The sequence below is a fragment of the Methyloversatilis sp. genome, assembly GCF_051861465.1.
Classification (GTDB): Bacteria; Pseudomonadota; Gammaproteobacteria; order Burkholderiales; family Rhodocyclaceae; genus Methyloversatilis.
This window is the reverse complement of record NZ_JBHYCQ010000001.1, coordinates 309772-323558: the sequence shown is the minus strand read 5'-3', so window position 1 is coordinate 323558 and position 13787 is coordinate 309772. Positions and strand designations below refer to the sequence as shown.

Annotated in this window: 14 protein-coding genes; 7 read left to right on the top strand and 7 right to left on the bottom strand. The window is 67.0% G+C overall.

What is annotated here, in order from left to right; all coding sequences use genetic code 11:
• Nucleotides 1-12: 12 nt before the first annotated feature.
• From ACTIFF_RS01470 to hemN, 4 genes are all read right to left on the bottom strand, one after another.
• On the bottom strand, nucleotides 13-1461 hold the full coding sequence (locus ACTIFF_RS01470; protein WP_439535212.1) for an HDOD domain-containing protein: 1449 nt from the start codon (nucleotides 1459-1461) through the stop codon (nucleotides 13-15).
• Nucleotides 1462-1582: 121 nt separating this feature from the next.
• Nucleotides 1583-2008: a universal stress protein gene (locus tag ACTIFF_RS01465; RefSeq protein ID WP_439535211.1), complete on the bottom strand. Its 426-nt coding sequence runs from the start codon at nucleotides 2006-2008 to the stop codon at nucleotides 1583-1585.
• Nucleotides 2009-2036: 28 nt separating this feature from the next.
• Nucleotides 2037-2762, bottom strand: coding sequence for a sulfite exporter TauE/SafE family protein (locus tag ACTIFF_RS01460; RefSeq protein ID WP_439535210.1), 726 nt, complete (start codon nucleotides 2760-2762; stop codon nucleotides 2037-2039).
• Between the two features lie 162 nt (nucleotides 2763-2924).
• Entirely contained in the window at nucleotides 2925-4310 is a 1386-nt protein-coding gene (gene hemN, locus ACTIFF_RS01455; protein WP_439535209.1) for an oxygen-independent coproporphyrinogen III oxidase, read from the bottom strand.
• 73 nt (nucleotides 4311-4383) lie between these two features.
• Between hemN and fnr the strand changes: the two genes are divergently transcribed.
• Nucleotides 4384-5118 (top strand): fumarate/nitrate reduction transcriptional regulator Fnr, encoded by a 735-nt coding sequence (fnr, locus tag ACTIFF_RS01450; RefSeq protein ID WP_306478482.1) that lies wholly within the window; start codon nucleotides 4384-4386, stop codon nucleotides 5116-5118.
• A gap of 147 nt (nucleotides 5119-5265) precedes the next feature.
• On the opposite strand, the gene miaA is transcribed toward fnr, so the two are convergent.
• Nucleotides 5266-6207, bottom strand: coding sequence for a tRNA (adenosine(37)-N6)-dimethylallyltransferase MiaA (gene miaA / locus ACTIFF_RS01445; protein ID WP_439535208.1), 942 nt, complete (start codon nucleotides 6205-6207; stop codon nucleotides 5266-5268).
• Between the two features lie 2 nt (nucleotides 6208-6209).
• The gene (gene mutL, locus ACTIFF_RS01440) at nucleotides 6210-7967 is read right to left on the bottom strand and encodes a DNA mismatch repair endonuclease MutL (RefSeq protein WP_439535207.1); all 1758 of its coding nucleotides are present in this window, start codon (nucleotides 7965-7967) and stop codon (nucleotides 6210-6212) included.
• Between the two features lie 89 nt (nucleotides 7968-8056).
• Between mutL and ACTIFF_RS01435 the strand changes: the two genes are divergently transcribed.
• Nucleotides 8057-8713: a DedA family protein gene (locus tag ACTIFF_RS01435; RefSeq protein ID WP_439535206.1), complete on the top strand. Its 657-nt coding sequence runs from the start codon at nucleotides 8057-8059 to the stop codon at nucleotides 8711-8713.
• On the opposite strand, the gene ACTIFF_RS01430 is transcribed toward ACTIFF_RS01435, so the two are convergent.
• On the bottom strand, nucleotides 8634-9161 hold the full coding sequence (locus tag ACTIFF_RS01430) for a hypothetical protein (protein WP_439535205.1): 528 nt from the start codon (nucleotides 9159-9161) through the stop codon (nucleotides 8634-8636). The genes ACTIFF_RS01435 and ACTIFF_RS01430 overlap by 80 nt on opposite strands.
• A 199-nt stretch (nucleotides 9162-9360) precedes the next feature.
• On the opposite strand from ACTIFF_RS01430, the gene ACTIFF_RS01425 reads away from it, so the two are divergent.
• From ACTIFF_RS01425 to ACTIFF_RS01405, 5 genes are read left to right on the top strand one after another with little or no spacing between them, the layout of a single operon-like run.
• Entirely contained in the window at nucleotides 9361-9990 is a 630-nt protein-coding gene (locus ACTIFF_RS01425) for a hypothetical protein (protein ID WP_439535204.1), read from the top strand.
• Between the two features lie 60 nt (nucleotides 9991-10050).
• Complete coding sequence (purN, locus tag ACTIFF_RS01420; RefSeq protein ID WP_439535203.1) at nucleotides 10051-10692, top strand: phosphoribosylglycinamide formyltransferase; 642 nt, start codon at nucleotides 10051-10053, stop codon at nucleotides 10690-10692.
• The gene (locus ACTIFF_RS01415) at nucleotides 10685-11893 is read left to right on the top strand and encodes a DUF3108 domain-containing protein (protein WP_439535202.1); all 1209 of its coding nucleotides are present in this window, start codon (nucleotides 10685-10687) and stop codon (nucleotides 11891-11893) included. Before purN ends, ACTIFF_RS01415 begins: the two co-directional genes overlap by 8 nt.
• On the top strand, nucleotides 11890-13191 hold the full coding sequence (locus tag ACTIFF_RS01410) for an RsmB/NOP family class I SAM-dependent RNA methyltransferase (protein ID WP_439535201.1): 1302 nt from the start codon (nucleotides 11890-11892) through the stop codon (nucleotides 13189-13191). Before ACTIFF_RS01415 ends, ACTIFF_RS01410 begins: the two co-directional genes overlap by 4 nt.
• Nucleotides 13181-13786, top strand: a complete 606-nt coding sequence (locus ACTIFF_RS01405; RefSeq protein ID WP_439535200.1) for a phospholipase D family protein — start codon at nucleotides 13181-13183, stop codon at nucleotides 13784-13786. Before ACTIFF_RS01410 ends, ACTIFF_RS01405 begins: the two co-directional genes overlap by 11 nt.
• The last annotated feature ends 1 nt before the right edge of the window (nucleotide 13787 follow it).

Below are 13787 nucleotides of genomic sequence, written 5' to 3'. Positions count from 1 at the left end.
GGGTGTTCTGACTCAAGACTTGCGCGAAGCGGCTTCCAGCGCGATGCCGGCCAGTTGGGCGAAGGTCATCAATGATTCCGGCGTGCCGGGCCGCATCGGCGGGCGCGTTGCTGCTCGATCGATGTACAGCACGCCCACGACGTGGCCGTGCGCGTTGATCGGCACCAGCACCTGGTGTAGCTGGCCCAGTGCCGAACGCAGGCGCGTGATGGACGGCAATCCCGGGGCGGGCACGTGCGACGCCTCGACGTCGATGACGCGTCCGTGATCGACCAGTTCGGTCAGCGCATCGCGCGCAGCGCCGGCCAGCAGGAAATTGAAGTGACGCATGAGTTGCTGCGCGCCGCGGCCATGCGTGGCCCGGGCCGTGAGCTGCGAGCGGTTGGCGGTGACCAGCGCGAGCACGGCGCGGTCGGCGCCCAGCGAGCGACCGGCGCCTTCGAGCGCCAGGTCGAGCACCGCGCCGGAAGCCGAGTGCGCCGCAATCAGGGCCACCATGCGACGCGAAATGTCGAACTGCAGCGCCGGATCGGGGTCGGCCAGAATGGCCGGCGCGCCGGTTTCATCCTCTTCGTCCGGACGCGCCGGCACCGGGATGCGCGCCGCGGCCTCTTCGCAACCATAGAATCCTGCAAGGCAGGCCGCTTCGCGCGCGTGCGCAGCGACCACCGGCGCAACGGCTGCCACGTCCTGCCGCAACAGCTTGGCGTAGTCGCGCACCGATTCACGCGCCTTTTCGCTTTGCCAGCCGGCTTCGGCGGCGCTGGCCAGCCGGTAGCTGGCGATCACCAGCGCTTCGCGGCTGTCAGACCGCGCGGTGTCCACACAGGCGTTCGCCACCAGTCCGGGCAGCGTCCATTCGCGCGCCAGCAACTGGGTCAGCGAACGCAGCCGGAAGCCGAGCACCTCGCTTTCAACCTTTTCCGGCACGGCATCGGGCTTGCGCAGCGCGCGATCCAGCTGCTGACCCGCTTCACCTGAAAAACACCAGAAGGCCAGCTCGCCGATGCGCGACAGCAGGGTCGCGATGAACACTTCTTCCGGCGAAGCGTCGCCGCGCACCGTGGCGGCATGCTTTGCATGGACGGCCGCGTGAAAGCAGCGCGCCATTTCGGCGCTGACCCGGTCGCGTACGCCACCGGCCAGGAAGGCGTCGATCAGCGCGACCGATATGGCGATGTTGCGCACGGTGTCGAAGCCGAGCAGCACGATCGCGCGCGAAATGGTGTTGATGCGGCTGCCTTCTCCGTGGAAAAACACGGAGTTGGCCATGCGGAGCACGCGCGCAGTCATGCCGGCATCGCGCAGGATGATGCGCCCGAGCGCCGACGTCGGACTGGCGTCGTTCTCCGCGACCTCGCCGATGGCGGCCAGCGTCGCGCTGAAGATGGGCATGTCCTGATTGCGCAGCTTGTCCACCCAGACCTCGAGTGGATCGGTGGCAACGGGTGTGGCGCTCATGTGCGTATCCATTGCGGAAAAATAAGGAACTCTTCCGGCTAACGGCGCGCAGCTGCGACTCTTGAGCGAGAACACGGCCCAGAACTGGGCCCGGCGCGGATTGCAGCCGGGCAGACAACAGTTACAGGACCAGCAGTACCGGCCGCTTCGAATGATGCAGCACACCGCTGGCGATCGAGCCCAGCGCGAAACTGGCCAGTGCGCCGTGACCGCGCCGACCCATGACGATCATTTCGCAGTCGTGCTGTTCGGCGTAGCGGGCGATGGTTTCAGCCGGCGGACCGACGTGCAGGTGCAGGATGGGTTCGACCTTGGCATTGCGCAGTGTGTCCAGCGCGATGCGGGTCGCGTCCTCGCCTTCTTCGCGGTAGTAGTCGTTCAGCGCCTCGCGGCTCACGTGTTGTTGCAACAGGCCGCTGGGCACCGGCGCATGAACGAACAGCAAGTGAATCTCGGGCACGCTGGTGAAATGGGCGGACAGGCGCAGCACTTCGGTGGCGGCGCGCACGCCGTGTTCGGAACCATCGACGGCAAGCAGGATACGCATGGTGAAATCAGTCTGGTTGCAGGGACACTCAAGTATGGCAGATGAGCCCGTTCCACAGCCCGTCGCCGAGGGTGGACGCGCGCGCCAGCCCGACCAGGCCGAAACCCAGCACCATCAGGCCGGCCACCCGGCGCAGCGCCGGATTGCGGGTGAGTGCGCGCAGCCGGGTCAGCAGCATGCCGGCCAGCAACAGGTTGGGCAGCGTACCCAGTCCGAAAGCCAGCATGATCAGCGCACCGCTGGCCGGCGAGCCGGACAGCAGGGCCAGCCCGAGCATGCTGTAGACCATGCCGCAGGGCAGAAATCCCCACAGCAGGCCGACGCCCAGCGCCTGCGCCGGCGTGCGTGCCGGCAGAAAGCGGCCGGCGATCGGCTGGATGCGTGCCCACAGCGGGCGGCCGAGCGCCTCGATGGGTGCGAGCACCCGTGTGTAGCCCGTGAGGTACAGGCCGAGCGCGATCATCATCACGTTGGCCAGCACGTAAAGCACCGTCTGCAGCGGCAGCGCACTGCCAGCCAGCAGGCCGACGCCGCCGATGCTACCGGCGACCGCGCCGGCAAAGGCATAGCTCGTGATGCGGCCGGTGCTGTAGGCAAGGTGCAGCGAGAAGGCCGGCAACTGCGCGCGCCAGCCGGGCTGGCGGACCTGCGGCACGCCGGCGGAAATCGCCGACACGATGCCGCCGCACATGCCGGCGCAGTGCACGCCGCCGAGCAGGCCGACCAGAAACACTGCGGCAAGTCCGAGACTCATGGGAAATCAATCATTCTTGAACGGGTAGGTGGCGCGATCGTGCGCCGAGCCTCGTGCGCATGCAAGGCGACGCGGCCCGGCGACCTGCCGACGTCACGCCGCTCACGGGTGTGCGGGGCAGACGTGATGCGCGACTCGTGTGTCGTTTGTGCGCAACAGCCCCTAAACCACCTTCGAGTACCGCACCGTTTCCGAATCGAGGCGCAGATAGCGGTCGAACACCATGCACACGGCGCGCACGAGCAGGCGGCCGCGCGGCGTGATGCCGATCCAGTCCGGCTCGATGGTCAGCAGACCGGCATCGGCCAGTTCCTGCAGTTCGGCCAGCTCCGGGGCGAAATACTGCTTGAAATCGATGGCGTAACTGCTTTCTATCGCTTCGATCGACAGTTCGAAGTGGCACATCAATGCGCCGATCACGGCGCTGCGCACGCTGTCGTCGGCCGTCATGTCCAGACCGCGCATGACCGGCAGTTCGCCGTCGTCGATCGCTTTCGCCCAGCTTTCGAGCGTGCGGTGGTTCTGCGCAAAACTGGCGCCGACGCGGGAAATGGCCGACACGCCAAGCCCGATCAGGTCACAGCCGGCGTGCGTCGAATAGCCCTGGAAGTTGCGCTGCAGCCGGCCATGGCGCTGCGCCTGGGCCAGTTCGTCGTCGGGACGGGCAAAGTGGTCCATGCCGACATGCACGAAACCGGCTTCGTGCAGGCGGTCGATCGCCAACTTCAGAAGCTGCGGGCGCACGCTGACGTCGGGCAGCATGCTTTCATCGATGCGCCGCTGCGGCATGAACTGTTTCGGCAGATGCGCATAGTGATAGATGGCCACGCGATCCGGTGCCAGCCGGATCAAGGTGGCCAATGTGGCGTCGAAGCTTTCGAGCGTCTGCCCCGGCAGACCGTAGATCAGGTCGACGCCGGATGACACGAAGCCATTGGCGCGCGCCGCACGCAGCACGACTTCGGTCTCTTCCACGCTCTGCACGCGATTCACCGCGCGCTGCACCACCGGGTCGAAGTCCTGCACACCGATGCTGATGCGGTTGAAGCCGAGCGAACCGAGATGCGCCACACGGGCGGCACTGACGCCGCGCGGATCCATCTCGATCGAGCACTGTGCCGAGTCGGCGATGCGGAAGTGGCTGCGCAGGCCTTCGAACAGCCGGGTCATCTGCGCGTCGTTCAGGAAGGTCGGCGTGCCACCACCCAGATGAAGCTGGGCCACTTCGCGGCTACCCTTGACCAGCGCGGCCTTCATCGCCAGTTCGCGCAGCAGCGTATCGACGTAACTGTCGGCGCGCGCGTGGTCTTTGGTGATGATCTTGTTACAGGCGCAGTAGTAGCAGATCGTGTCGCAGAACGGGATGTGGATGTAGATCGACAGCGGCCCGGCCGCTGCATTGCGCGCCTCGAGTCGCGCCCCGTGTGCCCGGGCGTCGTGCGAAAAGTTGAAGCGATCGGCCGTCGGATACGAGGTGTAGCGCGGGCCGGGCACATCAAAACGCCGCATCAGCTGCGGGTCGAACACGAGTTCTTTTGCGACATTCATGATTTGTTGGCACACTTTGTGGTGCGTCCATCATGCAAGCGCGCCCCCCACCGCGCATTGATCAACGTCAATAATGAGCAGCGTCCCGATACCCATCACGTCACACGGTCTTCAGGTGGCCTGTTCGGCCTGCAATCTGCGCGAGCTGTGCATGCCGGTCGGCCTGTCGGATCAGGAAATAGAACGGGTCGACGAACTGGTCGGCGCGCGCCGCAAGGTGGCGCGCGGCATGCCGCTCTACCTGGCAGGCGAACCCTTCCAGTCGCTGTTCGCCATCCGCACCGGTTTCTTCAAGACCGAAGTCGTGTCGGAAGACGGCCGCGAACAGGTGACCGGCTTCCAGATGGCGGGCGAACTGATGGGGCTCGATGGCATCGGCACCGGTCAGCACAACTGCGACGCCCGCGCGCTGGAAGACAGCGAGGTGTGCGTCATCCCGTTCAACCGCCTGTCGGAACTGTCGCGCGAGATCGACACCTTGCAGCACCACTTCCACAAGGTGATGAGCCGAGAAATCGTGCGCGACCAGAGCGTGATGATGCTGCTCGGCACGATGCGCGCCGAAGAACGTCTGGCCGCCTTCCTGGTGAATCTGTCGCAGCGTTTCGTGTCGCGCGGCTATTCGGCGACCGAATTCAACCTGCGCATGACGCGCGAGGAGATCGGCTCCTACCTCGGCCTCAAGCTCGAAACCGTCAGCCGTGGCCTGTCGCGCTTGCAGGACGAAGGGCTGCTGTCGGTCAGCAACAAGAACATCCGCATCCACAAGCTGGACGACCTGAAGAAGGCGATGAGCCCGCGGTGTTGAGATTCAAGATTCAAGATGAAAGGCAAGGGCGCTGCAAGGCGCCCTTTTCGTTTCGGACGGTTTCAGGTGCGAGGTGCGGACTGCGGCGCTCGTCCGGTTTTCCTTGCATCTTGAATCTTGCATCTTGCGTCTCGGTGCTGGAGACCTTCACCCGCGCCCGCGGGTGAAGGTCTCCAGCACCGAGTCCGCGGCGTCTGCGCGGCAACAATCGATGCGCTGATCGATCGGCATCGAGCGCAGCCAGGTGATCTGGCGCTTGGCGAGCTGGCGCGTGGCGTAAATGCCGGTGTCGCGCATTGCGGCGGCGTCGATGTCGCCTTCGAGGTGGTTCCACACCTGCCGGTAACCGACGCAGCGCATCGACGGCATGCCGGCGTCGAGCACGTACTTTCCGCGCAAACCGCGCACTTCGTCCACCAGGCCCTGCGTCAGCATGTCGTCGAAGCGCTGTTCGATGCGCCGGTGCAGCCAGGCGCGATCCGACGGTTCGAGCGACAGCACGGTCATCGGCGGCAGCGGCGCATCGATCTCACGCCGCGCATAGCTTTCGGCCAGCGGTCGGCCGGTCAGCGTGACGATTTCCAGCGCGCGCTGGATGCGTTGCGCGTCGTTGGGCTTGAGACGCAAGGCGGCGTCCGGGTCACGTGCAGCGAGTTCGGCGTGCAGCGCCGGCCAGCCCTGTGCGGTGGCACGGCGGTCGATGTCGGCGCGCAGATCGGCGTCGGCTTCCGGCAGGTCGGACAGGCCGTCGCGCAGCGCCTTGATGTACAGCATGGTGCCGCCAGCCAGCAGCGGAATGTTGCCGCGGCCCTGGATGGCGGTGATCAGCGCACGTGCGTCGGCGGCAAAGCGCGCGGCCGAATACGCCTCCTGCGGCGACACGATGTCGATCAGGTGGTGCGGGCACAGTGCCCGCTCTTCCGCGGTCGGCTTGGCGGTGCCGATATCCATGTCGCGGAACACCAGCGCCGAATCGACGCTGACCAGTTCGACCGGCAACGCGCGGGCGATGCGGGCAACCGCAGCCGTCTTGCCGCTGGCGGTCGGACCGAGCAACACCAGCACCGGTGAGGCAGACACGGGCGGCACGATCAGCGGCCGCGCATGAACAGGCGGTCCAGTTCGCCCATGGTGAGCTGCACCCAGGTCGGGCGGCCGTGATTGCACTGGTCGGCGCGCTCGCAGGCTTCCATGTCGCGCAGCAGCGCATTCATTTCCGGCAGCGCCAGCAGGCGGTTGGCGCGCACCGCGCCATGGCAGGCCATCGTTGCGAGCAGTTCGTTGCGCCGGCGCTCGACCACCTGGCTGGCCGGCGCCTCGCGCAGCTCTTCCAGCAGCGCACGCAACAGCGCGGCGGTGTCGGCGCGCGCCAGAAGCGCCGGCACGGCACGCACCATCAACTCGTTCGGCCCGGCCTGGCCGATGTCGAAGCCGAGCCTGTCCAGCACGTCGGCGTACTCGAAGGCGGTCGCCACCTCGCGCGCGCTCATCGACAACACGGCCGGAATCAGCAACCGCTGCACCGCCGGCGCGCCTTCGAACACCTTCTTCAACTGTTCGTAAAGGATGCGTTCGTGCGCCGCGTGCATGTCCACCAGCACCAGGCCGGCGCTGTTCTGCGCAAGCACATACACGCCCTGCAGCTGGGCGAGGGCGAAGCCGAGCGGCGGACCGGACTCGGACGGTGCGTCCGGCAGGCCCGCAGCATCCGCGCGGGCGACCGCAGGCAGTGCGTCATGACGGACGAAGTCGAAATAGCGCGCCAGCGGCTGCTCGACGCCCCGGCCCTGCTGCATCGGCCAGCCGGTTTGCGAGGGCGGCGGCCGGACGGCATCCGGATCCGCCGTCTGCGACGCGACCGGCTCGGCCGTCTGCGTCGACAGCGCGAGGGCGCGCTCGACCGCGTGGAACACGAACTGGTGAATGCCGCGCGCCTCGCGAAAGCGCACTTCGGTCTTGGCCGGATGCACGTTCACGTCGACCGCGCGCGGATCGAGTTCGATGAACACGACGTACGCCGGATGGCGCGCACCGTGCAGCACGTCGGCGTAGGCCTCGCGCAGCGCGTGCGCGAGCAGGCGGTCGCGCACGAAACGGCCATTGACGAAGCAGTACTGGGCGTCGCGCCCGGCACGCGAAAACGCCGGCTGGGCGACGAAGCCCGATATCCGGAGCGGGCCGGCGTCGGCCTCGACCGGGCGCGCGTGCTGCATGAATTCGTCGCCGAGCAGCGCACGCACGCGGCTTGCCATGTCGGCCGCCGGCAGGCGCTGCGTGACGCGGCCGTTGTGCTGCAACTGGAAGGCGACCTGCGGCACCGACAGCGCGATGCGCCGGAACACGTCGTCGCAGTGGCCGTACTCGGTCTGTTCGGTGCGCAGGAACTTGCGCCGTGCCGGGGTGTTGTAATAAAGATCGGCGACGTCGACCACGGTGCCGGCATCGAGTGCGGCCGGTTCCGGATCGCTGCCGGCATCGATCCGCCAGGCGTGCGGCGAACCGGTCTGCCGGCTGGTGATGACCACCCGGGCCACGCTGGCGATCGACGCCAGCGCCTCGCCGCGGAAACCCATCGTGGCCACCGCTTCGAGGTCATCGAGCGAGGCAATCTTCGACGTGGCGTGGCGGGCGAGCGCCAGCGGCAGGTCTTCCGGCGGCATGCCGCAACCGTCGTCGGCCACCCGCAGGCGCTTCACGCCACCGGCTTCGAGCTGCACGCGGATGTCGCGGCTGCCGGCGTCGAGGCTGTTTTCCAGCAATTCCTTCAACACCGATGCGGGGCGCTCGACCACCTCGCCGGCGGCAATCTGGCTGATCAGCAGGTCGGGCAACAGCTGGATGGAAGGCATGCGCAGGCAGAAAACGGGGGCGGGCGTCGATTTTACGGGCCGTCACAGGCATCCGCTATCATCCGGGCTCGATTTCAGCGCGACGCACCATGGAACTGCTCACCACCTTCATCGACATCATGCTGCACCTGGACAAGCATCTGGCCATGCTGGTCACACAGTATGGCGCCTGGGTCTACGCCATCCTCTTCCTGATCGTGTTCTGCGAAACCGGTCTGGTGGTGACGCCCTTCCTGCCCGGCGATTCGCTGCTGTTCGTCGCCGGCGCGATCGCAGCAGCGGGCGGCATGCACATCGGGCTGCTGATCGTGCTGCTGATCATCGCAGCCGTGCTGGGCGACGCGGTGAATTACGCGGTGGGCGCGTGGTGCGGCCCGCGGGTGTTCAAATGGGAAAATTCGCGCTTCTTCAACCGCACGGCGTTCGACCGCACGCATGCGTTCTACGAGAAGCACGGCGGCAAGACGATCATCATCGCGCGCTTCATGCCGCTGATCCGCACCTTCGCACCCTTCGTGGCCGGGGTGGCACAGATGAGCTACCCGCGCTTTGCGATGTTCAACATCACGGGCGCCATCATCTGGGTGGTATCGCTGGCGCTGGCCGGCTACTGGTTCGGCAACCTGCCGTGGGTGAAGGAAAACCTGACGCTGGTGATTCTGGCGATCATCGCGATATCGCTCGCACCCCTGGTAGTCGCATGGGTGCGCGCAAAGTTCGGGCCGACTTCGGGAAATCCAGTCTGATGCGCGGCCAGCAGGCTTCAAGCGCGAAACTGTAGCGTTCGGCGCCCGCCACGATGACGACCACACCGGCGCGCTGCACATCGGCCAGCAGGCGCTCGGCGCGCAGGCTGGTCACCCCGCCGCCGACCCGGCCGAAGGCGCCCTCGGCGCCATCCCCCAGATGAAGATAGAGCAGCGCAGCCTGCCGACGCGCCTGCTGCAGCGACGGCCGCCACTGTTCGGCGCTGATCGGCTCGTCGTTGGCGGCCTCGAGTTCGACGCGCATCAGCGGCTGGTCGCGCAGCCGGGCGAGCGCCATCGCCAGCGCATCGCACTGGACGTCGCGCCCACCGCACAGCAGCACGCCGCCGTGGTCGGCCCGCATCAGCGTGCGCAGCAGCTGGCCGAAGCGACGGCTGCCTGCCTTGACGCCCGGAGCGCGCACGCGCTCGAGTTGTTCCATCTTCATGGCGGATTTGCGGAGGTTCTGGGACTTGCTGGTGCGCGCGCCGCGGGTGCGTCGCGCGCCCAAACCGGGCCCGGGTTGTCGTACGCTGTCGGTCATGAACGCTATGACAGCCTGCAAGTCGATTGTGCGCGTGCTGTGTTGCGCCGCGATAGCCAACTGGATCACGGGCTGCGGCGGCACTGGCCAGAAACCCGCGCCAGTGGCTGATTCCATGCATCCGAAACAGATTGTTAAAAGTGATATCGACCGGGTACTCGAAGCGCATCACCGGGAGATATTCGCCAGTCTGGAACGGCTGGCCGACAAGCTGTACCGGCGCAATCCGCGCGAATGGCGGCGCGCCTGGTTGAACAGTCGTGAAGAAGCGCTGGCCCGCCTGTTCAACGCCGACCGCGGCTGGCAGCTGGCGGAATTCGACGGCAAGCGCGACATCGAGGTGATGCGGCTGGCCTTTTCGGCCGATTTCGCGGGCGATCGGGTGGCGGCGCTGATCGTCGGCATGGGCGGCATGATCCAGACTGCTTGGGCCGACCGGACCGAACTGTTCATCATGGATGAACTCGATCCGCAGGCGCTGTCGAATTGCGCGCGCAATGTCGAGATCTCGGCGTGGAAGCTGGCGCAGTCGCGCGATGCCACCGGCGAATTGCTGCTGCTGTCGAACGAGATCGGCACCGACGGCGTGCGCAACCTCAGCTTCGAGCGCGAAATGGGCAAGATGATCGGCTGGCTCGACATGAGTTCGCAGATCGTGGCCGACAAGAACCGGCGCGTGGTGACCCGCATCCTGCAATCGCTCGCTACGGCGGTGTTCCTGCCGGTCAGATAGGCAGGCAGCCGGCCGGGCGGCGATAATCCGCCTCTGACCCCCTCCTTCCGACAGCCCCGAATGACATCCGTCGTCATCCTCATTTCCGGACGCGGCAGCAATATGCGATCCATTGTCGACGCCGGCCTGCCGGCGGACATCCGCGCCGTGATCAGCAACCGGCCGGACGCTGCCGGCCTCGCCTACGCACGCGATCGCGGCATCGCGACCGAAGTGGTCGATCACACCGCCTATCCCGACCGCGCCGCCTTCGACGCCGCGCTCGCCGCCTGCATCGATCGCCATGCCCCGGACCTGGTCGTGCTCGCCGGCTTCATGCGCATCCTGACGCCCGGCTTCGTCGAGCACTATCGCGGCCGCATGATCAACATCCACCCATCGCTGCTGCCGGCCTTCACCGGGCTGCACACGCATCGACGCGCCATCGAGGCGGGTTGCCGGGTGGCCGGCGTCACGGTGCATTTCGTGACCGGCGAACTCGACGGCGGCCCGATCATCGCGCAGGCAGCGGTGCCGGTGCTGGCCGGCGATACCGAAACCACGCTGGCCGCACGCGTGCTGGTACAGGAGCATCTGCTGTACCCGCAGGTGGTGCGCTGGTTCGTCGATGGCCGGCTCGCACTGCGTGACGGCCGTGCCGTGCTGCGCGGCGATGCCGCGCCGGACAGCGCCGCGCTGTGCGTTCCGAGTGCGGATGTCTGAACCGCTGAACCGATCCCGGCTGCTTTTCGCACTGGCCGTTTCGGTGCTGCTGCACCTTCTGCTGGCGGGCGGGCTGCGCAGCTTCGATCACGAGCGCCTGCCGGACGAGCGCACGACGATACGCGCGGCGCTGCTTGCGCCACCCGCCCCGCCGCCGCCGAAGGCGGTGCCGGTGCCTTCACCGGTCGCCGAGGCGGCGCCCGCCCCGGTGCAGGCGCCGAAGCGCCCGCCGAGGCCGCGCAGCCCGAAACCTGAACCCGTGGCGCTGCCCGAGCCCGAGCCCGAAGTGCCATCGCAGCCCGCGCCGGGCGACGAACCGGCGACGACCGATGGCGAACACGGCGATGCCATGGGCGATCGCGAACTGCTGGACCGGGCGATTGCCAAAGGTGCACTGCCCGATCGCGACGAAACCGCCACGCTGACGCCGCAGCGCGCCCTGGTCAGCGAAGCGAAGCTGGAGTTCGACGTGTTCCGCGGTGAGCTGGCCATCGGGGAAACCCGTTATCACTGGGTGCACGATGGCAGCGACTACCAGATGGATCAGGTCACCGAAACGACCGGTCTGGCCGGCCTGCTCAAGCCGCTGCGCGTCGAACAGCGGAGCACCGGCGAAGTGACGACCGACGGTCTGAAGCCGCTGCGCTATGTGTCGCGGGCGACACAGGGCAAGGCGACCGAGGAGGAGGTGGTGTTCGACTGGGACGGCAATCGGGTTATGCTGCGCGCCGGCACCAAGCAGTCGGACCACGCACTGACGGCCGGCGCGCAGGACATGTTGAGCCTGTGGCTGGAAATCATCTGGCGCGCACAGGTCGGCGGCGACTTCGATTTCACGCTGGCCACCGGCAAGCGCTACACGCCGCGCTGGTTTGTGCCCGATCCGGCACTCGGCAGCCTGGACACCGCCGTCGGACGCCAGCTGGTCAGGCGCCTGCAGGCGCGCGCGCAGCCGGGAGACAACCAGATCGAGGTCTGGCTGGCGCCGAATCTTCGCTGGCTGCCGGTGCTGATCCGCTTCACCGATCGCAAGGGCGATGTGTACGACCAGCGCGTACGCCTGATCGAGTATGAAAACCTGAGCCTGCGCGCCGGCACTGCCGGTGCCTCCGCCGGAACGACGGCGCCCTTCGGCGACCCGGTCGATCCGCCACCCCGATACGAGCCGGCGGACGAACCCGCCAACCCCTACCTGCGATGAAACCGACCGAAAAACTGATAGATAGCACCGCCGACGTCCTGAGCCGGATGCTGCGTTTCGAACACACGGCCGACAGCGTGCTGTCGGCCCACTTCCGCGATCAGCGCGCGTTGCAGTCGCGCGAGCGCGCCTTCGTCGCGGAACACGCCTACCTGGTGCTGCGCCGTCTGCGCTGGCTGCGCGCCGTGGCGGGCGAAAACGCCGGGGCGCGCAAGCTGCTGATCACCGCGCTGGCGCGCATCGAAGGTCTCGGACACAAGTTTCTCGCACCGCTGATTTCGCGCAACGAGGCGCAATGGCTGGAAACGCTGGCACCGACCGCCGACACCGAACTGTCGCTGGGCGAACGGACCGACCTGCCGGACTGGGTGATCGAGCGCCTGCTGACGCAGATGGACGAAGCATCGCTGCTGTCGCTGGCGCGCGCGCTGAACACGCAGGCACCGCTCGACCTGCGCGTGAACCTGATGAAAAGCGATATCGATGCGGTCACCGCAACGCTCACCAACAATGGCCTGACCGTGACGCCCGGTCGCTTTTCGCCGTGGGCGCTGCGTCTCGGCGAGCGTCCGTCGCTGACCAAGAATCCGCTGTACGAGAAGGGCATCATCGAGGTGCAGGACGAAGGCAGTCAGCTGCTGGCGCTGCTGCTCGCGCCCAAGCGCGGCGAAATGGTGGTCGATTTCTGCGCCGGCGCCGGTGGCAAGACGCTGGCCCTGGGCGCGATGATGCGGTCGACCGGACGGCTGTACGCGTTCGACGTATCCGAAAAGCGGCTGATCAAGATGCGCCCGCGGGTCGCGCGCTCCGGCCTGTCGAACATCCATCCCGTGCTGATCGACAGCGAGAACGACATCAAGGTGAAGCGGCTCGCCGGCAAGATCGACCGCGTGCTGGTCGATGCGCCCTGCTCCGGTCTGGGCACGCTGCGCCGCAATCCGGATCTGAAGTGGCGCCAGACGCCGACCGCGGTCGAGGAACTGGTGGTCAAGCAGGGCGCCATTCTGGCCGGCGCGGCGCGGCTGGTGAAACCCGGCGGCCGTCTGGTCTACGCGACCTGCAGCCTGCTCGACGCGGAAAACCGCGGCGTGATCGACACCTTCCTGGCCAGCCACCCGGATTTCGTGCGCCTGCCGGCAAACGAAATCCTCGCCGCCGGCCGGATCGATCTGGATACCGGCATCGATCTCGAACTGCGCCCCGACGTCCATGGCACCGACGGCTTCTACGCCGCGGTGATGGAACGGCGCGCCCCGAACAGTGCAGCCACCACCCCGGAGACGGACGATGATGCGTGAACTGCGCGCCTCCATTCTGGCTTTCGGGCTGCTGGCCCTCGGCCTCCTGGCCGGCGGCACCGTGCAGGCAGGCCCGGCGCTGCCGGCCGAAGGCAAGGTCGAAGTCGGTTTCGCGCCGTGGGACGACGTCGAGCGGCTGGTCATGGATCAGATCGACGGTGCGAAACAGGCGGTGTACGTGCAGGCCTACATGCTGACCAGCCGGCAGATCGCCAAGACGCTGATCGCGGCGCACGAGCGCGGCCTCAAGGTTGAAGTGATCGCCGACCGCGAAAAGGTGCTGAAGGACGAATACAGCGCGCTGCCCCGGGTCGCCGGTCACGGCGTGCCGCTGTGGCTGGATGGTGCCTACAGCGCGGCACACAGCAAGGTGATGATCATCGACCCGGACGGCAAGGATCCGGTGGTGGTGACCGGCTCCTACAACTTCAGCGTGGCGGGCAAGTCGAAGAATGCCGAGAACGTGCTGGTGCTGAGCGGCCAGCGCGCGCTCGCCGCTTTATATATGCAGAACTGGAAGCGCCATCGCGCCCAGTCGGTCAGTTTTGCCGATGCGGTGCAGGAAACCCTGCGCGGTGAAGCCGTAACCCCCTGAT